General features: G+C 73.2%; 20 protein-coding genes and 2 tRNA genes. 6 read left to right on the top strand and 16 right to left on the bottom strand.

All coding sequences use genetic code 11. The annotated features are described in order from the left end of the window. Position 1 precedes the first annotated feature (1 nt). The 7 genes from ACIOHG_RS12590 to ACIOHG_RS12620 form a co-directional block, all read right to left on the bottom strand. Positions 2–616: a response regulator gene (locus ACIOHG_RS12590; protein WP_400948879.1), complete on the bottom strand. Its 615-nt coding sequence runs from the start codon at positions 614–616 to the stop codon at positions 2–4. Next, positions 613–1851: a sensor histidine kinase gene (locus ACIOHG_RS12595; RefSeq protein ID WP_400948882.1), complete on the bottom strand. Its 1239-nt coding sequence runs from the start codon at positions 1849–1851 to the stop codon at positions 613–615. The genes ACIOHG_RS12590 and ACIOHG_RS12595 overlap by 4 nt, the downstream gene beginning before the upstream one ends. 43 nt (positions 1852–1894) lie before the next feature. Further along, positions 1895–2734, bottom strand: coding sequence for an ABC transporter permease (locus tag ACIOHG_RS12600; protein WP_400948884.1), 840 nt, complete (start codon positions 2732–2734; stop codon positions 1895–1897). Next, on the bottom strand, positions 2731–3741 hold the full coding sequence (locus tag ACIOHG_RS12605; RefSeq protein ID WP_400948888.1) for an ABC transporter ATP-binding protein: 1011 nt from the start codon (positions 3739–3741) through the stop codon (positions 2731–2733). Before ACIOHG_RS12605 ends, ACIOHG_RS12600 begins: the two co-directional genes overlap by 4 nt. Positions 3742–3929: 188 nt before the next feature. Next, positions 3930–4005 (bottom strand) — tRNA-Gly (locus tag ACIOHG_RS12610). A 43-nt stretch (positions 4006–4048) separates the two neighbouring features. Then, positions 4049–4121: transfer RNA gene (locus ACIOHG_RS12615), tRNA-Gly, on the bottom strand. 151 nt (positions 4122–4272) lie between these two features. Next, a complete protein-coding gene (locus tag ACIOHG_RS12620; protein WP_400948891.1) occupies positions 4273–4590 on the bottom strand; it encodes an Lsr2 family protein in 318 nt (105 codons plus the stop codon). Positions 4591–5010: 420 nt separating this feature from the next. Between ACIOHG_RS12620 and purS the strand changes: the two genes are divergently transcribed. The 4 genes from purS (at position 5011) to ACIOHG_RS12640 (ending at position 9084) form a co-directional block, all read left to right on the top strand. Next, the gene (purS, locus tag ACIOHG_RS12625; protein WP_033250393.1) at positions 5011–5265 is read left to right on the top strand and encodes a phosphoribosylformylglycinamidine synthase subunit PurS; all 255 of its coding nucleotides are present in this window, start codon (positions 5011–5013) and stop codon (positions 5263–5265) included. Then, positions 5262–5939 (top strand): phosphoribosylformylglycinamidine synthase subunit PurQ, encoded by a 678-nt coding sequence (gene purQ, locus ACIOHG_RS12630; protein WP_400948893.1) that lies wholly within the window; start codon positions 5262–5264, stop codon positions 5937–5939. Before purS ends, purQ begins: the two co-directional genes overlap by 4 nt. Then, entirely contained in the window at positions 5939–8194 is a 2256-nt protein-coding gene (gene purL / locus ACIOHG_RS12635; protein ID WP_400948896.1) for a phosphoribosylformylglycinamidine synthase subunit PurL, read from the top strand. The genes purQ and purL overlap by 1 nt, the downstream gene beginning before the upstream one ends. A 77-nt stretch (positions 8195–8271) precedes the next feature. Next, positions 8272–9084 carry a sterol carrier family protein gene (locus ACIOHG_RS12640; protein ID WP_400948899.1) on the top strand — a complete coding sequence of 271 codons (813 nt, stop codon included), beginning with the start codon at positions 8272–8274 and terminating at the stop codon, positions 9082–9084. Between the two features lie 3 nt (positions 9085–9087). Here ACIOHG_RS12640 and ACIOHG_RS12645 read toward each other — a convergent pair whose 3' ends face one another. From ACIOHG_RS12645 to ACIOHG_RS12665, 5 genes are read right to left on the bottom strand one after another with little or no spacing between them, the layout of a single operon-like run. Further along, entirely contained in the window at positions 9088–9954 is an 867-nt protein-coding gene (locus ACIOHG_RS12645; protein WP_400948902.1) for a nucleic acid/nucleotide deaminase domain-containing protein, read from the bottom strand. A 17-nt stretch (positions 9955–9971) separates the two neighbouring features. Beyond that, the gene (locus ACIOHG_RS12650; protein WP_400948905.1) at positions 9972–10655 is read right to left on the bottom strand and encodes an SUKH-4 family immunity protein; all 684 of its coding nucleotides are present in this window, start codon (positions 10653–10655) and stop codon (positions 9972–9974) included. 53 nt (positions 10656–10708) lie between these two features. Continuing rightward, positions 10709–11404: an SUKH-4 family immunity protein gene (locus ACIOHG_RS12655; protein WP_400948907.1), complete on the bottom strand. Its 696-nt coding sequence runs from the start codon at positions 11402–11404 to the stop codon at positions 10709–10711. 11 nt (positions 11405–11415) lie between these two features. Beyond that, on the bottom strand, positions 11416–12090 hold the full coding sequence (locus ACIOHG_RS12660; RefSeq protein WP_400948908.1) for an SUKH-4 family immunity protein: 675 nt from the start codon (positions 12088–12090) through the stop codon (positions 11416–11418). 1 nt (position 12091) lies between these two features. Then, positions 12092–12799, bottom strand: a complete 708-nt coding sequence (locus tag ACIOHG_RS12665; RefSeq protein ID WP_400948911.1) for an SUKH-4 family immunity protein — start codon at positions 12797–12799, stop codon at positions 12092–12094. Positions 12800–12965: 166 nt separating this feature from the next. Here ACIOHG_RS12665 and ACIOHG_RS12670 point away from each other — a divergent pair, with 166 nt between their 5' ends. Continuing rightward, positions 12966–13670 (top strand): maleylpyruvate isomerase N-terminal domain-containing protein, encoded by a 705-nt coding sequence (locus tag ACIOHG_RS12670; RefSeq protein ID WP_400948913.1) that lies wholly within the window; start codon positions 12966–12968, stop codon positions 13668–13670. Positions 13671–13704: 34 nt separating this feature from the next. Here the strand turns inward: ACIOHG_RS12670 and ACIOHG_RS12675 are convergent, their stop codons facing one another. From ACIOHG_RS12675 to fbaA, 3 genes are all read right to left on the bottom strand, one after another. Beyond that, positions 13705–14649, bottom strand: a complete 945-nt coding sequence (locus ACIOHG_RS12675) for a DUF3152 domain-containing protein (protein WP_400948915.1) — start codon at positions 14647–14649, stop codon at positions 13705–13707. A 180-nt stretch (positions 14650–14829) separates the two neighbouring features. Next, positions 14830–15249, bottom strand: a complete 420-nt coding sequence (locus tag ACIOHG_RS12680) for a DUF3151 domain-containing protein (protein WP_400948916.1) — start codon at positions 15247–15249, stop codon at positions 14830–14832. Between the two features lie 117 nt (positions 15250–15366). Further along, positions 15367–16389 (bottom strand): class II fructose-bisphosphate aldolase, encoded by a 1023-nt coding sequence (gene fbaA / locus ACIOHG_RS12685; RefSeq protein WP_400948919.1) that lies wholly within the window; start codon positions 16387–16389, stop codon positions 15367–15369. A 288-nt stretch (positions 16390–16677) separates the two neighbouring features. On the opposite strand from fbaA, the gene ACIOHG_RS12690 reads away from it, so the two are divergent. After that, positions 16678–17400 carry a DedA family protein gene (locus tag ACIOHG_RS12690; RefSeq protein ID WP_400948922.1) on the top strand — a complete coding sequence of 241 codons (723 nt, stop codon included), beginning with the start codon at positions 16678–16680 and terminating at the stop codon, positions 17398–17400. Positions 17401–17493: 93 nt separating this feature from the next. Here the strand turns inward: ACIOHG_RS12690 and pyrE are convergent, their stop codons facing one another. Continuing rightward, on the bottom strand, positions 17494–18030 hold the full coding sequence (gene pyrE, locus ACIOHG_RS12695) for an orotate phosphoribosyltransferase (RefSeq protein ID WP_030457553.1): 537 nt from the start codon (positions 18028–18030) through the stop codon (positions 17494–17496). Between the last annotated feature and the right edge of the window lie 4 nt (positions 18031–18034).

Genomic DNA, 18034 nt, shown 5'->3' on the forward strand with positions numbered 1-18034 from the left:
GTCACAGCCAGCCGTGCTCGCGGGCGATCCGCACCGCCGCGTGGCGGTTCTCCGCGCCGAGCTTGCCCGCCGCCGCGGACAGGTAGTTGCGCACCGTGCCCGGCGAGAGCGCGGCCCGCTCGGCGATCTCGGCGATCGAGGAGCCGTCCGCGGCCAGCTCCAGCACGTCCGTCTCGCGCGGGGTCAGCGGGGAGTCGCCCGCGCTGATCGCCTCCGCGGCCAGCTCCGGGTCCACGTAGCGGCCGCCGGCCCGGACGGTGCGGATGATCCCGGCCAGGTCGGAGGCGGAGACCGTCTTCGGCAGGAAGCCGCGCACCCCGACCTCCAGGGCCCGCTTCAGGTAGCCCGGGCGGCCGTGCCCGGTCACGATCATCACCCGGCACTCCGGCAGCCGCAGGCGCAGCTCGGCCGCCACCTCCAGGCCGTCCAGGCCCGGCATCTGCAGGTCCAGCACCGCGACGTCCGGGCGGTGCGCGGCCGCCATCGCCAGCGCCTCCGGGCCGGAGGCCGCCTCGGCCACCACGGCGAGGTCGTCCTCCAGCGCCAGCAGGGCGGCCAGCGCGCCGCGGATCAGGTGCTCGTCGTCGGCGAGCAGCACCCGCACCTGGTCGGTCATGAGGTGAATTCCCTTGCAGTGAGCGGTAGTTCGGCGATCAGTCGGAAGCGTCCGGGGGACCGGCCGGCAGCGGCCAGGGTGCCGCCGTGGGCCGCCAGCCGCTCGCCCAGGCCGCGCAGGCCGCTGCCCGCGCCCTCCGCGCGCGGGGCCGGGACGGCGGGGACGCCGTCGTTCTCCACCTCCAGCACGGCGGTGCCGCCGGAGACCCGCAACCGGAACAGGCAGTTCGCGGCCTCCGAGTGGCGCAGCACGTTGGTGGCCGCCTCCCGGACCACCCAGCCCAGCACCGCCTGCGCCCCGGCGGGCAGCTCCTCGGCGTCCGACAGCTCGGTGCGGCAGTCCACGTTCGCGGCCCGCAGCACCGCGGCCGCGCCGATCAGCTCGGTGTGCAGCTCCACCGTCCGGTAGCCGCGCACCACCTCGCGGACCTCGCGCTGCGAGTCCTGGGCGATCCGCTGCACCTCGGTCATCTGGTCCACCGCCTCGGGCCGTTGACGGCGGGCCAGCTGCACTGCCAGCTCGCTCTTCAGCGCGATGGTGGCCAGGTTGCGGCCCAGCACGTCGTGCAGGTCGCGGGAGAACCGCAGCCGCTCCTCGGCGACCGCGAGGCGGGCCTGGGTCTCCCGGGCCTCGTCCAGCTCCCAGACCACCTTCGCGGTCCAGGCCGAGCAGCGCACCGTCGTGCAGGCCATGCCCCCGCCGATCAGGCAGCCCGCCGCCATCCCCGCCACCCCGGCCGGGTGGACGCCCGTCAGCAGCAGCGGCACCGTGAGCAGCGCCAGCGTGCCCAGCGCGCCCAGCGCCGCCTCGCGGACCGTGACGCCCAGGGAGGCCGCCGTGATCCAGAAGGTCACCGTCGTCACCGCCACCGTCACCGGGAAGACCGAGCCCTGCTCCGACAGCGGCGGCGAGGTGGACACCGCGGCCAACGCCAGCCCCACCGCGAACGCCCCCGAGGACAGCAGCCAGCGGTCCGGGCGGGGGCGGCGTCCCAGGAAGGCCGCCAGACCCACCCGGTACAGCACCGCGTTCAGGGCCGAGGCCACCAGCACGCCCGCCATCAGCAGCCAGCGTCCCGCCGGGGGCCCCGGCCGCCCGGCCTGTCCGACCACCCCGCCGAGCAGGAGCAGCGGCTGCACCACCGCCACCAGGTACAGCGACCAGCGCACGTACAGCTCGGTGCGCTGCGGCTTGGACAGCGCCCGCCAGCGCCGCAGCGGCCTCGGCCTGTTCACCCGCACGTCCGGTCCCCACTTCCTGACGACGACTCCGGCGAATCTAGCGCCGGGGCTCCCAGCGGAACCAGCGGCGGGTGGCCCAGAGCGCGGCGGCGGCCCAGCCGACGGCCAGCAGTAGCGGCAGCGCGGCCGTCGACCAGGTCGCCGCGAAGCCCTCGGACGGGCCGACGCCGTCGGTGCCGAACCAGCCGATCCGCAGCAGTTGGAGCGCCGGGGTGGTCGGCAGCAGGCGGCAGAGGTCGGCCACGCCGTCCGGCATCGACTCCAGCGGGACCAGCAGGCCGGAGCCGAACTGGGCCACCAGCATCAGCGGCAGGGTGGTGATGCCGGCCGTCTCGACGGTCCGGGTGACCGCGCTGGACAGCGCGGCCAGGGCGGTCAGCAGGACGCCGGACAGCGCCAGGCCGAGCAGCATCAGCAGCGGGTTGGCCGGGGTGCGCAGGTGCAGCGCGGCGGCGCCGACCACCCCGAGCAGCAGGCACTGGGCCAGGGCCAGCAGGATCGACGGGACGGCGGTGCCGAACAGGATCTCGGTGTCGGTGGCCTCGCCGGTCCGCAGCCGCTTGAGCACCAGGTCGTTGCGGCGGGCGGTGTAGGCGCTGGTCAGGTTGGTGTAGACGACGACCAGCAGCACGATGCCCATCGAGCCGGTGATCAGGTTGGTGTCCACGTCCAGGCCGGGGGTGTGCTCGGCGGCGGCCCGCAGGATCGAGCGCAGCGAGCCGACCAGGACGAACGGCAGCACCAGGGCGACGAACACGGCGGTGCGGTTGCGGCGCAGCAGGGTGGTCTCGGCCCGGCCGAGGGCGAGCAGGCGGCTCAGCGGCGTGGTGGCGGCGGGGGCGGTGGTCGCGGTGGTCGCGGTGGTCGCGGTGCTCATGCGGCACTTCCGAGGGTCTCGGGGCGGGCGGGGCGGGCGGTGTCGGGGCCGCTGTCGGGGCCGGGGCCGGGGCCGGCCGCGATGGCCAGGAAGGCTTCCTCCAGGGAGGCGCTGCGGGCGTCCAGCCGGTCCAGCACGACCCGGTGGCGGGCGGCCCAGCCGAGCAACTCGGTGAGGGTGCCCTGCAGGTCGGCGGTGTGCAGGGTGACCCGGCGGCCGTCGATCACCGGCTCGGCGCCGGGCAGCACCGGGAGCTCCAGGTCGGCGTGCGGGCCGGTCCGCTCGGGCAGTTCGAAGCCGATCCGGGCCGGGTGGCCGGCCAGCACCTCGGCGACCGTGCCGGTCACCCGGACCCGGCCGCGGTGCATGATCGCCAGCCGGTCGGCGAGCTCCTCGGCCTCCTCCAGGTAGTGCGTGGTGAGCAGCACGGTGGTGCCGCCCGCCCGCAGTTCGCGGATCAGCCGCCAGACCGCGGCCCGGGCCTCCGGGTCCAGACCGGTGCTGGGCTCGTCCAGGAACAGCACCTCGGGCCGGCCCAGCAGGGCCATCGCCAGGTCGAGGCGGCGGCGCTCGCCGCCGGACAGCTGCTTGACCCGCACCCCGCGCCGGGGCAGCAGGCCGACCAGGTCGAGCGCCCGGTCGACCTCGCGGGCGCCGGAGGTCAGCCCGGCCCAGCAGCGGCCGGTCTCGGCGAGGGTCAGCTCCCCGGGGAAGCCACCCTCCTGCAGCATGATGCCGATCCGCGGGCGGAGCGCCCCCCGCTGCCGGACCGGGTCCAGGCCGAGCACCCGGACCTCGCCCGCGCTCGGCGTGGCCAGGCCCTCCAGCACCTCCAGGGTGGAGGTCTTGCCGGCGCCGTTGGTGCCCAGCAGGGCGAACAGCTCGCCGCGGGCGACGGTCAGGTCCAGGCCGCGGACGGCCTCGAAGCCGGCGCTGCCGGACGGCCCGTAGCGGCGGTGCAGCCCACGGGCCTCGACGGCGGGGCGGGAACGGCTGGTGTCGGTCATGGCTCCAGCCTCCCGGCGGTCGGCGGCCGCCAGTAGTGAGGACCGTCACCGGGCGGCGGTGCGGTGCCACGGGTCGGCGGTGACAAATGTCAGGGGCCGGGGGAGCGACGGGGCCGGGGGAGTGCCGGGAGGACCCGGAAAGACCCGGGAACGCCGAAGGCCCCCTCGGTCGAGGGGGCCTTCGGTTCTGGAGCGGACGACGAGATTCGAACTCGCGACCCTCACCTTGGCAAGGTGATGCTCTACCAACTGAGCCACGTCCGCATGCATATGTACTTGTAGGTTACAGCTGTTCACGCTAGCTGCGAGCGGACGACGAGATTCGAACTCGCGACCCTCACCTTGGCAAGGTGATGCTCTACCAACTGAGCCACGTCCGCACGGTGCTTGCGCACCGGCCGCCCCATTCGGGTTTCCCCGGTTGCGGCGACAGGAAGAACTCTACAACATCGATCGGGCTGTTCGCCCCACCCTTCCCCGGCGGTGCGGCCGGGGAAGGCCGGTGGGGCCGCAACGGCCCGCTGGCGTACGTCAGTTGTTCTCGGCGAAAGCCTCGTACACGTGCTTCGGGATACGACCGCGGGCGGGGAGCTCGTGCCCGTTCGACTGGGCCCAGGCGCGCACCGCGGCCGGGTCCGGGGTGAGCGCGGTGCGGCGGAAGGACTTCCCGCTGCGGCTCTGCCGGCGGCCGGCGGCGACGAAGGGTGCGAGGGCCTCCCGAAGCTTTTCCGCGTTGTCGGCGGACAGGTCGATCTCGTAGGACTTCCCGTCCACACCGAAGTGGACGGTTTCTGCGGCGGCGCCGCCGTCCAGATCGTCGGAGAGCGTGACGACTACACGCTGAGCCATGGGTGTCAATCCTCTCGGGCAATTTCGGCCGTCGGGGTCTCGGATGCCTCCGGCCGGTCGGGCAGGGATCGCGGCATCCGCCGGCGGGCAGGGGAGCCCACGCCGAGATGCGGCGCGTTCGGCTGCCGGTCGCCCTATTCTGCACCCCGGAGCGGGTGAAATCGAAGAGTTGGGGATTCCTTTTTTCCGGATATTCACGGGGTGCCCTCCGAACCCGATAACCCGCCCGCTGCAGACGGGATTAAAGCGGCGAAATCGGATGCGGCCGCCCGACCGCCGCCGGCGCGGACGGGGCCGGAACCCCCGTCCCGTAAGGGGCGTTGGTCTACGCGCGTTACCCTTCCCGGCCCGCAGAACGCCCCTTCCGTCCGGGTAGTCTGAAGGTCCCCCGCCTGAACGCAATCACCACCGGGAGTGCCAGTGGCACGCGTCGTAGTCGACGTCATGCTCAAGCCGGAGATCCTCGACCCCCAGGGCCAGGCGGTGCAGCGTGCACTGCCGCGCCTCGGATTCGCCGGGATCGCCGACGTCCGCCAGGGCAAGCGTTTCGAACTGGAGCTGGAGGGCCCGGTCGACGACGCCGCGCTCGCCCGCATCCGCGAGGCCGCCGAGACCTTCCTGGCCAACACCGTGATCGAGGACTTCACCGTCCGCGTCGAGGAGGAGGGGAAGTGACCACCCGAGTCGGCGTCGTCACTTTCCCCGGTTCCCTCGACGACCGCGACGCCCAGCGCGCGGTCCGCCTGGCCGGCGCCGAGCCGGTCGCCCTCTGGCACCGCGACAAGGACCTCCACCAGGTCGACGCCGTGGTCCTGCCCGGCGGATTCTCCTACGGGGACTATCTGCGCTGCGGTGCGATCTCCCGCTTCTCCCCGGTGATGGACACCGTCATCGAGCAGGCGAAGCTGGGAATGCCGGTCCTCGGTATCTGCAACGGCTTCCAGGTGCTGTGCGAATCGCACCTGCTGCCCGGCGCGCTCACCCGCAACGACTCGCTGCACTTCATCTGCCGCGACCAGAAGCTGCGGATCGAGAACGCCGGGACCGCCTGGACCCGGGATTACTCGGCCGGCCAGGAAATCGTCGTTCCGCTGAAGAACGGCGAAGGCCGCTTCGTCGCCGACGAGCACGTCCTCGACGCCCTGGAGGCGGAGGGCCGGATCGTCGCCCGCTACCTCGACGTCAACCCGAACGGTTCGTACCGCGACATCGCCGGCATCACCAACGCGGCCGGCAATGTCGTCGGCCTGATGCCGCACCCGGAGCACGCCGTGGAGCCGCTCACCGGTCCGACCACCGAGGGCCTGGGCTTCTTCACTTCCGTCCTGAAGCAGCTGGTGAACGCCTGATGAGCCTCGACACCGTCAAGAACGCCGAGCAGACCCCGGACGCCGCCCAGCCCTGGGCCGAACTCGGCCTCAAGCAGGACGAGTACGCGCGCATCCGGGAGATCCTGGGCCGCCGTCCGACCGGCGCCGAGCTGGCCATGTACTCCGTGATGTGGTCGGAGCACTGCTCCTACAAGAGCTCCAAGGTGCACCTCAAGCAGTTCGGCGAGAAGGCGCCCGAGAACGACGCCATGCTCGTCGGCATCGGCGAGAACGCCGGCGTCGTCGACGTCGGCCAGGGCTACGCGGTCACCTTCAAGGTCGAGTCGCACAACCACCCGTCCTACATCGAGCCCTACCAGGGCGCGGCCACCGGCATCGGCGGCATCGTGCGCGACATCCTGGCGATGGGCGCCCGCCCGGTCGCCGTGATGGACCCGCTGCGCTTCGGCGCCCCGGACCACCCCGACACCCGCCGGGTGCTGCCCGGGATCGTCGCGGGCATCGGCGGCTACGGCAACTGCCTGGGCCTGCCGAACATCGGCGGCGAGGTCGTCTTCGACGCCTGCTACCAGGGCAACCCGCTGGTCAACGCGCTCTGCGTGGGCGTGATGAAGCACGAGGACATCCACCTCGCGCAGGCGTCCGGCCCCGGCAACAAGGTCATCCTGTACGGAGCCCGCACCGGCGGCGACGGCATCGGCGGTGTCTCGGTGCTCGCCTCGGAGACCTTCGACGCGACCGGCCCGGCCAAGCGCCCCGCCGTCCAGGTCGGCGACCCGTTCCAGGAGAAGCTCCTGATCGAGTGCACCCTGGAGATCTTCAAGGAGGACCTGGTCGCGGGCATCCAGGACCTCGGCGGCGCCGGCCTGTCCTGCGCCACCTCGGAGCTGGCCTCGGCCGGCACCGGCGGCATGCGGATCGAGCTGGACACCGTCCCGCTGCGCGACCACACGCTCTCGCCCGAGGAGATCCTCATGAGCGAGTCGCAGGAGCGCATGTGCGCGATCGTCGAGCCCGGCAAGGTCGACCGCTTCCTGGAGATCTGCGAGAAGTGGGACGTCATCGCCACCGTCATCGGCGAGGTGACCGACGGCGAGCGGCTGGAGATCTTCTGGCACGGTGAGCTGGTGGTCGACGTGCCGCCGCGCACCGTCGCCCACGAGGGCCCGACCTACCAGCGCCCGTACGCCCGCCCGTCCTGGCAGGACGCGCTGCAGGCCGACGCCCCGACCGCCGAGCGGCTCGCCCGTCCGGCGAACGGCGCGGAGCTGAAGGACGCGCTGCTCAAGGTGGCCGGCTCGCCGAACCAGGCCTCCAAGGCGTGGATCACCGACCAGTACGACCGCTACGTCCTGGGCAACACGGTGCTCGCCACCCCCGAGGACTCCGGCATGATCCGGATCGACGAGGAGACCAACCTCGGCGTCTCGGTCGCCACCGACGGCAACGGCCGCTACACCAAGCTGGACCCGTACACCGGCGCCCAGCTGGCCCTGGCCGAGGCGTACCGGAACGTCGCGGCCGGCGGCGCCAAGCCGCTCGCGGTCTCCGACTGCCTCAACTTCGGCTCCCCCGAGGACCCGGACGTGATGTGGCAGTTCGCCGAGGCCACCCGCGGCCTGGCCGACGCCTGCCAGGTGCTCGGCACCCCGGTCACCGGCGGCAACGTCTCGCTGTACAACCAGACCGGCGACGTCGCCATCCACCCGACCCCCGTGGTCGCGGTGCTCGGCGTCATCGACGACGTCACCCGGCGCACCCCGGTCGGCTTCGCCGAGGAGGGCCAGCTGCTCTACCTGCTCGGCGACACCGCCGACGAGCTGGGCGGCTCCGCCTGGTCGCAGGTCGTCCACGACCACCTCGGCGGCCTGCCGCCCAAGGTGGACCTGGAGCGCGAGCGGCTGCTCGGCGAGATCCTGATCGCCGCCTCCCGCGACGGCATGGTCGACGCCGCGCACGACCTCTCCGACGGCGGCCTCGGGCAGGCCCTGGTAGAGAGCTGCCTCAAGGGCGGCAAGGGCGCCCGCGTGATCGTCCCCGAGGGCCTCGACCCGTTCGTGTTCCTGTTCTCCGAGTCCGCCGGTCGCGCCGTGGTGGCCGTCCCGCGCAGCGAGGAGCTCCGGTTCAACGACATGTGCGGCGCCCGCGGCCTGCCGGCCACCCGGATCGGCGTGGTCGACGGTGACGCCCTGGAGGTCCAGGGCCAGTTCACCGCCACTCTGGCCGAGCTGCGCGACGCCCACACCGGCGTCATCGAGGCGCTGCTCGCCTGACGGTCCGTCAACCTGCGGGCGGCCGGTTCGGAGGAATTCCGGACCGGCCGCCCGTCGGTGTTTTGTACGCTGCGGGCATGCCTACTGCGAAGCCCCGAACCTACGACCCGGTGAAGGTGCGCGCCGCGCTCACCGGGCAGCTCGACGCGATCTCCGCCGCCGTGCGCGCGCTGGACGACGACCAGTTGGCCCGGCCCACCCGGCTGGGGGAGTGGCGGGTGCGCGAACTCGTCGCCCACCTCGGCATGGTGGCCAGCTGGGTGCCGCTGCACCTGCACGACCCGCTGCCGCCGCAGGCCCCGATCACGCCGCTGTACTGGGCCTCGCGGACCCGCACCGCGGCCGCCGCGATCAACTCCACCGCCGTCGAGCTGGTGGCCGAGCAGTTCGCCGGGGACGCCGCCCAGGTGTCCGGCGAACTCGACCGGCAGTTCGGCGAGTTGTGGAAGGCGCTGGACGGTCCGGAGGGTTCGGAGCCCGGCCGGGTGATCCCGATGCGGTTCGGGCCGATGCTGCTGGCCGACTTCCTGGTCACCCGGCTGGTGGAGACGGTGGTGCACGCCGACGACCTGGCCGACGCGCTGGGCCTGGACGCTTTCCCGCACGACCGCTTCGCGCTGGCCTCCGCGGCCCGGCTGCTGGCCGACGCCTTCGCCGACCAAGTGCCGGGCGGCGCAGTCGAGTTGCGGATCCCGCCGTATGCGGTGGTGCAGGCCGTCGAGGGCCCGAAGCACACCCGGGGCACCCCGCCGAACGTGGTGGAGACCGACCCGCTGACCTGGGTCCGGCTGGCCACCGGCCGGGTGGCCTGGGCGGAGGTGCTGGACGTCGCGCTCACCGCGAGCGGGGAGCGCAGCGACCTGAGCGGGTACCTGCCGGTGCTGGGCTGAGTCCTATTTCCCTTCGGTGAGCGCGGCGGCCAACTCGCGGACGCCCGCCTCGCGTTCGGCCGCCGTGTCACCGTAGTCGTAGCTGTGGCTGAACTCGGCGCCCGGGAAGGTCCGGGCCATCCACACGCTGCAGTAGTGGCCCGGCATGAAGCAGGCCTGCAGCTCGGTGTAGACCTCCAGCACGTCCTCCGGGGCGAGGCCGCCGGCCGAGAGGCGGTGCCACAGCGCCTCCTCGGCGTGCAGGGCGAGCGAGCCGTCGGCGGTGACGATCTGCGGCTCGCCGTCCCGGCCGCGCACCTTGAACGCCGCGTACCCGGGCACGCCCCGGGTGTGCCGGACGTCCTCCAGCACCCGCGGCCACCACTGTTCGTCGCTCTCGAACGCCCGCAGGTCGGTGCCGCGCATCCGGCTCTCCGCCGCCGAGAACAGCCGGAAGATCTCCTCCGGGTGCTCGGTCGCGCCCAACGCCCGCAGGTTGTCGTCGAGTTCGCACAGGTTGTCGAGGAACGCCGCCAGGCCGGTGTTCACCGGCACGGACGGGCCCTGGAAGGCCACGTACACGGCCCAGACCCGGCCCTGCCCGTCCAGGCACAGCTCCGCGCCCCGGTCGCTGCCGAGCCGCAGCCAGTCCGCCTCCGGCCGGTCCGCGGCCGTGATGCCCACGCTGCGGGCCCAATCGGCGAGCCGCAGCGGCTCGTCCGCGCGGGCGGCGCTGAAGTACGGCCCGACCTGCAGCGGCAGTCCGGCGGCGGTCAGCAGCGCCGCCGCCTCGGCCGGGACGGCGGTGCCGGCGAACTCGGTGGGTGCGGGGCGGCGCAGGCCGGACGGGCCGAAGCGGTCGAGCAGGCGCTGGGTGAGGTCGGTGGTCATGGCTCCGTCGTCTCGGTTCAGTAGCCGTAGCGGAATTCGTGCAGGATGCCCTGCCAGACCGGCTGGTCGAGCAGGCCGGGTTCGACCGCGCGCAGTTCGGCGGCCAGTTCGGCGAAGATCTCGTCCTCGCTCGGCAGTTCGAGGTCCGGGTCCTCCTCGTACCCGTCCGCGTCGAGGGCAGCGGGGTACAGCTCGGCGAACTCCGGCAGGTGGGCCCGGCACCAGTCGATCTCCGCCGGGTCGAGCCGGGCGACGGCGGTCCACATCGCCCGTCCGCCGAAGGCGAGTTGGCAGCGGGCGAGGGAGTGCAGGCTGCGGTGCGCGGGCCGGCCGTCGACGGTCGGCGGCCGGTGCGCGGCGAGGGCGTACACCTCGCCGGTGGCGCCGTCGAGCGCGAAGGTGCCCGCGAGGGAGGAACCGATCACGACCATGGCGGCACCGTCCTCCGGCAGCCCGGGCCAGTGGTCGGCGGGGCGCTCCGGTGCGCATGCTTCGGGCAGGCCGCAGAGCAGCGGCTGGACGACCGCGCTGAGGGCGTCCGGCAGGCCGATCCCGCTGAGGAAGGCCCGGGCGCCGGGGTCGGTGACGACGGCGGGCAGGTCGGCCTCGGGGACGCGGCGGAGGCTGTCGGTGCCGTAGACCTGCTCCAGCTCGGCGCGGGTGACCGGCCGGACGGGTGGCGGGGGCTCGACGGGTGGCATGCCGACAGCCTATCCACGGCCTGGGGAGCAGCGCGGTCCGCTGTGCGGTCGGCTCAGTAGCCGTGGCGGAAGTGCTGGAGGATCGATTCCCAGCCGGGGTGGCGCAGCAGGTCGGGTTCGATCTGCCGGAGCTTGTCGGCGAGGTGGGCGATGACCTCGTCCGAGTCCGGAGCCGCAGGGTCGATCTCGTCGTCCGCCGGGAGCCCGTACTCGTCCAGCTCGGGGACGGGGAACAGTTCGACGAAGCCCGGCACATGGGCGCGGCACCAGTCGGCGGTGTCCGGATCCATCAGGTCACCCAGCAGGTTCAGTTCCCTTGCACCGAAGGCGAGTTGGCAGCGGATCAGGGAGTGCAGACTCCGGTGGGCCGGGCGGCCGTCGACGGTCGCCTCCTGGTACGGGAGCAGGGCGTAGACCTCGCCGGTGGAGCCGTCGAGGGCGAACACCGTCCCCCACGAGCCGATCAGCACCATGGTGGCCCCGCCGTTCGGCAGGTCGGGCCAGTACGTGGCGGGATCGGCGTAGCTGCCGGACAGCGGGGGCAGCGGCGGCTTCTCGGGACTGATGAACGCGCTGGGGGCGTCCGGCAGGCCGATCCCGCTGAGGAAGGCCCGGGCGCCGGGGTCGGTGACGACGGCGGGCAGGTCGGCCTCGGGGACGCGGCGGAGGCCGTCGGTGCCGTAGACCTGCTCCAGCTCGGCGCGGGTGACCGGCCGGAGGGAAGGCTGCGGGGCGGGGCGGGTGTTCACCTGTGGTCCGGTCAGTAGCCGTGCTGGAAGTCGTGCAGGATGTCCTGCCAGACCGATTGGTCGAGCAGGTCGGGTTCGACGGCGCGCAGCTTGGCGGTCAGTCCGGCGAGGACGTCCTCCAGGGCCGGCAGCCGGTCCAGGAACTCGGGGTCCACGTCCTCCCCGGTGTCGAAGCTCGGCGGGTGCAGTTCGGCGAACTCCGGGAGGTGGGCGCGGCACCAGTCGATGGTGTCCGGGTCCATCTGGTCCGCCATGACTGCCATTTCCCGTCCACCGAAGGCGAGTTGGCAGCGGGCCAGGGAGTGCAGACTGCGGTGTGCGGGCCTGCCGTCGACGGTCGGCGGCCGGTGCACACCGAGCGCGTAGACCTCTCCGGTGGCGCCGTCGAGCGCGAAGGTGCCCGAGCCGTAGTAGCCGACCACGACCATGCCGGCGCCGTCGTCCGGCAGGCCGGGCCAGTAGTGGGCCGGGCCCTTCGGCGCGCAGTCCTCCGGCAGCCCGTAGAGCAGCGGCCCATCGAGGTGGATCATGGTGCCGGGGGCGTCGATCAGGCCGATCTCGCTGAGGAAGGCCCGGGCGCCGGGGTCGGTGATGACGGCGGGCAGGTCGGCCTCGGGGACGCGGCGGAGTCCGTCCGCACCGTAGAGCTGCTCCAACTCTGCTCGCGTGACCGGGAGATGGCTCATGTCAGTATCCGTAGCGGTAGTGGGAGAGGATGAACGCCCAGGCGGGATGGTCGGGGAGGTCGGGTTCGATCGCCCGGAGTGCGGCGGTCAGGCCGTCGAGGACGTCGTCGGGCTCGGGCTGTCCGGCCAGGAACTCCGGGGTCGGGTCGATCTCCTCGCCGTCCTCGTCGTACTCGGGGACGGGGACGAGTTCGGCGAAGCCGGGTACGTGCGCGCGGCACCAGTCGCGGCTGTCCGGGTCCATCAGGTCGGACAGCAGGTAGAGCTCCTTCGCACCGAAGGCGAGTTGGGCGCGGACGAAGGAATGGAGGCTCCGGTGCGCGGGGCGTCCGTTGACGGTGGGGCTCTCGTTCGCCAGGAGGGCGTACACCTCCCCGGTGGCACCGTCGAGCGCGAAGACCGGCCGGCCCCAGGCGCCGACGACCACCATCGTGCTTCCGGCGCCCGGCAGCGTCGGCCAGTAGGTGGCCGGGCCGTCGGGCTCGCAAGCCTCGGACAGGCTGATGAGCGGCGGCTCCACCGGTAGAACGACCGCGCTGACCGCGCTGGGCAGTCCGATGTCCGACAGGAACGTGCGGGCGGCGGGGTCGGTGATCACCGCGGGCAGCTCGGCATCCGGAACCCGGGTGAGTCCGTCCGGGCCGTAGATGTGCTCCAACTCGGCGCGGGTGACGGGCCGGACCGGCGGCAGGTGTGCGTCGGACGTCATGCCCACAGCCTATGGCCGAGGAAGTGGGCGCCGGGGGCGCCGGCGGGGGTGCTTCCGGCCGCCGGCGACATCGCTGATCGTTCTCGACGACGGTCTGCCGGGGCCGTGGCGGGCGGAGCCCGGTTCGGAAAGGCGGCGGAAAGGGCGGGGGATAAGATCACTTCCCATGACGAACTCCCTTGGCGTTCACGAGGCTTCGGTGGTCCGGGTGGCGCTGGCCGGGCAGGTCGGGGCGCTGCGGGGAGTGGTGGCGGGGCTGGGGGAGCGGGAGTTGGGGCTGCCGACCCGGCTGGGGGCCTGGCGGGTGCGGGAGTTGGTGGCGCACCTGGACCGGCAGATCGGTTGGACGCCCGAGCACCTGGACGACCCGGTGCCGGTCGGGTTGCCCGGGTTGACCTTGGCCGCCTGGGTGGCGGCGGTGGGGGCGTTCGCGGACGCGCTGGACCGCGGGACCCGGGAGCAGGCGGCGGCGTACTACGCCGGGTCGGCGGCCGAGGTGGCGGCCCGGTTCGCGGAGGTCTGCGGGCGGTTGGCGGACTTCCTGGACTCGCCGGCGGCGGCCCGGGCCGGGCGGCCGTTCCCGCTGCCGTTCGGGGTGATCGGTCTCGGCGACTTCCTGGTGACCCGGCTGGTGGAGACGGTGGTGCACGCCGACGACCTGGCCGACGCGCTGGGTCTCGGCGCCTTCCCGCATGACGCGGGGGCGCTGGCCGCGGTCGCGGACCTGCTGGCGGCCTCGGTCGGGGAGCCGTGGCGGGCCCGGGCGGTGGAGCTGGCGGCGGCCGACCCGGTGCGCTGGCTCCGGCTGGCGACCGGCCGGGAGCGGGCGGACGGCACCGGCCTGGACGAGCGGCTGCCGGTGCTCTCCTGACGGGCGGGCGGGCGGGCAGTCGGCGGTCGGACGATCAGGGCACGGCCGGGCCGCCGAGGTAGCTGCCCGCGTCGCTGTACGGCCAGGCGTTGGCGGTGCAGCCGTTCAGGCCGTAGATCTGCTGCATCATCGCGGGCGCGGGCTTCCCCCGGCCCGGGCAGCCCTCGTGCCCGTGGCCGATCCGGTGGCCGACCTCGTGGTTGACGATCAGGGCCCGGTAGTCCGCCAGGCTGCCGTCGAACTGCGGCGAACCCGTCAGCCAGCGCTTGGAGTTGACCATCACCTGGCGGCCGACGTCGCAGTTCACCTCGCCCTTGGTGTCCAGGCCGCCCTCGCCGCAGATCCGGTCCACGGTGTCGGGGGAGGCGATCTTGACGGTGAAGTCGTAGCTGCCGGAGGAGACCAGCTGGAAGCTGTTGCTCCGGTCGGCGATCCAGCCCCGCCGGTCGGACAGCACGCCCTCGACGACGTCCGCGGCGGCCTTCGGGTCGATGCCGATGCCGTCCTCGACCTCCACCCGGTAGCGGCGCAGCGTGCTGCCCGTCCCGACGGCGCGGCCCGAGGCGGCGGCGACGGTGAACTCGCCGCCGCCGTGCACGACGATCTGCGGGGTGCTGTCGGCCGGTGCGGCGGGCGGGGACGGCGGTGCGCTCCCGGCCGGGGCGGACGCTGCCGGGGTGGACGCCGCCGGGGCGGACGGCTCGGTGAGCGGCGGCAGCACCCTGGCCTGCGCGGTGGGCTCCGGGCCGCCCCGGTGCGCGGCGTCCGGCAGCAGTGCCGCCACTCCGGCGGTGGTCAGGACGGCGACCGCGACGATGCCGGTGAGAGTGGCCGCCAGTCGGCGGCGGCGCTGCCGGGCCCGGCGGGCGGCGGACCGCACGGTGGACCGGGCGGCGGCCCGGACGGTGGACCGGGCGGCGGCCCGGACGGTGGACCGGCGCGAGCCGGTGCGGCCGGACGAGCTGCGGCCTGCGGACATCTGTTCTTCCCCCGGGGGACGGCGACACGGCGGCCCGGGCGGGGCAGCCGTCGGCCGCCCCGCCCGGGGGTGCTCACTCCGTACATATGCGGTATGGCGTCGGTCGGTTCCCCGCGTCCGGCCGGACGCGCCCCCGCAAGGATCGAAAGTGTACGTCCCTTGTGGTCCGTGCCCTCGCCGCTACTGCTTGAGCGCGGTGTACGCCTCGGCGCTGCTGTCCTTGAGGAACTGCCAGCAGCGCGCCTCCTCCTCGGTCTCGTCGATCGCGCCGGCCGCCCGGGCGAGCGCCGCCAGGCAGCGCAGGAAGCCGCGGTTGCCGCGGTGCTCCCACGGGATCGGGCCGTGCCCGCGCCAGCCGCTGCGGCGCAGCGCGTCCAGTCCGCGGTGGTAGCCGGTGCGCGCGTACGCGTAGGACTCGACGGTGCGGCCGGCCGCGAAGGCGTCGTCCGCGAGCATCGCCCAGGCCAGGCAGAACGCCGGGTACTCGGCGGCCACCTGGGTCGGCGAGGCGGACTCCTCGGCGAGCATCCGGTACGGGTGCTCCTCCTCGGGCAGCAGGGTCGGCTCCGGCCCGTCGAGCAGGTTCTTGTGCATCTCCATGGTGTGCCAGTCTGCCACCCGGGCCGGACGGGCCGTTCGGGAACGGCGGAGCCCCCGCACCCCGGGCGGGGGTGCGGGGGCTCCGCGGACGTTCAACCGGCGTTCAGCGCCCGGACGTCACTTCATCCGCTTGCCGGCCGAGCGCAGCTGCTGCGCGGCCTCGGTCACCCGGGCGGCCATGCCGGCCTCGGCCAGCTTGCCCCAGGTGCGCGGGTCGTAGGTGCTCTTCTTGCCGACCTCGCCGTCGACCTTCAGCACGCCGTCGTAGTTGCGGAACATGTGGTCCACGACGGGGCGGGTGAAGGCGTACTGGGTGTCGGTGTCCAGGTTCATCTTCACGACGCCGTTCTCCAGCGCGGTCAGGATCTCCTGCTCGGTGGAGCCGGAGCCGCCGTGGAAGACGAAGTCGAACGGGTCCTGCTTGCCGTACTGCTTGCCGATCTCGGCCTGCAGGTCGGCGAGCAGCTCCGGGCGGAGCACCACGTTGCCCGGCTTGTACACGCCGTGCACGTTGCCGAACGAGGCGGCCAGCAGGTAGCGGCCCTTCTCGCCCAGGCCCAGCGCCTCGGCGGTGCGCACCGCGTCGGCGACGGTGGTGTACAGCTCGTCGTTGATCTCGTGGCTGACGCCGTCCTCCTCGCCGCCGGTCGGGGTGATCTCGACCTCAAGGATGATCTTGGCGGCGGCGGCCTGGGCCAGCAGCTCCTGGCCGATCGCCAGGTTGTCGGCCAGCGTCTCGGCCGAGCCGTCCCACATGTGCGACTGGAACAGCGGGTTCTCGCCGCGGGCGACGCGCTCGGCGGAGATCGCCAGCAGCGGGCGGACGTAGCCGTCCAGCTTGTCCTTCGGGCAGTGGTCGGTGTGCAGCGCCACGGTGATGTCGTACTTGGCCGCGACGATGTGCGCGAACTCGGCCAGCGCGACCGCGCCGGTCACCATGTCCTTGTTGTACTGGCCGCCCAGGAACTCCGCACCACCGGTGGAGATCTGGATGATGCCGTCGCTCTCGGCCTCGGCGAAGCCGCGCAGCGCGGCGTGCAGGGTCTGCGTCGAGGTGACGTTGATGGCCGGGTAGGCGAACTTGCCCGCCTTGGCCCGGTCGAGCATCTCGTTGTAGGCCTCGGGAGTTGCGATGGGCATGCGAATCCGCTCCTGTCGGTGTGGGGCGATCGGACGACGCTGTCCGAAGGCTCGATACGCCTGTGGTTCACGACATCGATGCGGCACGAGCGAGAGGGTGGCAGCTCGACCGCGGGCCGGACACCTCGGCCATCCTCCCAGACTCGCCCCACGGACACACCCAGCGGCCCGCCACTTGGGACGGCCGCCCCGCCGGGCCGTCCCGCGACGCCCGCCGGGCGGTCCCCGGAAGCTGTCCCGGGACCGCCGGTTGAGGCTTCGTAAAGGAGGACGGGCTATCCTGCGCGCGTGGAACACATCCAGCTCGCCGTCAATGTCCTCGACGCCAAATCGCTCGTCGCCTCCGTCGGCGCCATCGGGATCCTGGCGATCATCTTCGCCGAGACCGGCCTGCTGGTCGGGTTCTTCTTCCCCGGTGACTCGCTGCTGATCCTGGCCGGTGTCGCCGCCTCCGGCGCCGCCGCCAAGGTGCTCGGCGAGGGCGCCCAGATGAACATCGCCATGCTGCTGATCGGCGCCCCGCTGTGCGCGATCGCCGGCGCCCAGCTCGGGCACCTGCTCGGCCGCAAGGTCGGCCCGCGGATGTTCGACAAGCCGAACTCGAAGATCTTCCGGCCCGAGTACGTGGCGAAGGCCGAGGAGTACTTCGAGAAGTTCGGCCCCGCGAAGGCCGTGGTGATGGCCCGCTTCATCCCGATCGTCCGGACCTTCCTGAACCCGGTCGCCGGCACCCTGCAGATGCCGGCCAAGACCTTCTTCGTCTGGAACGTCGTCGGCGCCGTGCTGTGGACCGAGTCCATGCTGCTGATCGGCTACTTCACCGGCGACCAGCTCGCCCCGGTGATCGACAAGTACCTGCTGCCGGCGATGGCGCTGATCATCCTGCTCTCGCTCTCGCCGATCTTCGTCGAGGTGCTCCGGGAGCGGAAGAAGAAGAAGGCGGCCGCTGCCTCCGGCACCGCGGCGGCCGAGGAGGGCGAGCCGGTCGGCGGCCGCCACCGCAAGCACTGACGCCCGCAGCAGCGCACCGACGCCCGCACCACGACGGCGAGAGGCCCCGATCACCTCGGTGATCGGGGCCTCTCGCGTCGGTGCCGCCGGGCCTCAGAGGCCCAGGTCGTCCAGGGTGTAAGCGGTCACGTACGGCAGGCCCGCCTCGGCGATCGCCGGGGCTGCGCCGCGCTCCACGATCACCGCGACGCCGACCACCTCGGCGCCCGCCTCGCGCAGCGCCTCCACGGCGGTCAGCACCGAACCGCCGGTGGTCGAGGTGTCCTCCACCGCCAGCACCCGGCGGCCCTTCACGTCCGGGCCCTCGATCCGGCGCTGCAGGCCGTGCGCCTTGCCCGCCTTGCGGACCACGAACGCGTCCAGCTTCCGGCCGCGGGCCGCCGCCGCGTGCAGCATCGCCGCGGCCACCGGGTCGGCGCCCAGGGTCAGGCCGCCCACCGCGTCGAACTCCAGGTCCGCGGCGGCGTCCAGCATCACCTTGCCGACCAGCGGCGCCGCCTCGGCGTCCAGCGTGATCCGGCGCAGGTCGACGTAGTAGTCCGCCTCCAGGCCCGAGGAGAGGGTCACCTTGCCGTGCACGACGGCCTTGTCCTTGATCTGCGCCAGCAGGGCGTCGCGGTCGTTGCTCATGAGC

Origin of the sequence: Kitasatospora sp. NPDC088134, from assembly GCF_044741705.1 — a bacterium.
Taxonomy (GTDB): domain Bacteria; phylum Actinomycetota; class Actinomycetes; order Streptomycetales; family Streptomycetaceae; genus Kitasatospora.

Excerpts from the sequence above, each read along its gene's own strand:
- ACIOHG_RS12590 (WP_400948879.1), bottom strand. The coding sequence starts at position 616 with ATGACCGACCAGGTGCGGGTGCTGCTCGCCGACGACGAGCACCTGATC.
- ACIOHG_RS12600 (WP_400948884.1), bottom strand. The coding sequence starts at position 2,734 with ATGAGCACCGCGACCACCGCGACCACCGCGACCACCGCCCCCGCCGCC.
- ACIOHG_RS12605 (WP_400948888.1), bottom strand. The coding sequence starts at position 3,741 with ATGACCGACACCAGCCGTTCCCGCCCCGCCGTCGAGGCCCGTGGGCTG.
- ACIOHG_RS12620 (WP_400948891.1), bottom strand. The coding sequence starts at position 4,590 with ATGGCTCAGCGTGTAGTCGTCACGCTCTCCGACGATCTGGACGGCGGC.
- purL (WP_400948896.1), top strand. The coding sequence starts at position 5,939 with ATGAGCCTCGACACCGTCAAGAACGCCGAGCAGACCCCGGACGCCGCC.
- ACIOHG_RS12640 (WP_400948899.1), top strand. The coding sequence starts at position 8,272 with ATGCCTACTGCGAAGCCCCGAACCTACGACCCGGTGAAGGTGCGCGCC.
- ACIOHG_RS12645 (WP_400948902.1), bottom strand. The coding sequence starts at position 9,954 with ATGACCACCGACCTCACCCAGCGCCTGCTCGACCGCTTCGGCCCGTCC.
- ACIOHG_RS12650 (WP_400948905.1), bottom strand. The coding sequence starts at position 10,655 with ATGCCACCCGTCGAGCCCCCGCCACCCGTCCGGCCGGTCACCCGCGCC.
- ACIOHG_RS12660 (WP_400948908.1), bottom strand. The coding sequence starts at position 12,090 with ATGAGCCATCTCCCGGTCACGCGAGCAGAGTTGGAGCAGCTCTACGGT.
- ACIOHG_RS12665 (WP_400948911.1), bottom strand. The coding sequence starts at position 12,799 with ATGACGTCCGACGCACACCTGCCGCCGGTCCGGCCCGTCACCCGCGCC.
- ACIOHG_RS12670 (WP_400948913.1), top strand. The coding sequence starts at position 12,966 with ATGACGAACTCCCTTGGCGTTCACGAGGCTTCGGTGGTCCGGGTGGCG.
- ACIOHG_RS12675 (WP_400948915.1), bottom strand. The coding sequence starts at position 14,649 with ATGTCCGCAGGCCGCAGCTCGTCCGGCCGCACCGGCTCGCGCCGGTCC.
- ACIOHG_RS12680 (WP_400948916.1), bottom strand. The coding sequence starts at position 15,249 with ATGGAGATGCACAAGAACCTGCTCGACGGGCCGGAGCCGACCCTGCTG.
- fbaA (WP_400948919.1), bottom strand. The coding sequence starts at position 16,389 with ATGCCCATCGCAACTCCCGAGGCCTACAACGAGATGCTCGACCGGGCC.
- pyrE (WP_030457553.1), bottom strand. The coding sequence starts at position 18,030 with ATGAGCAACGACCGCGACGCCCTGCTGGCGCAGATCAAGGACAAGGCC.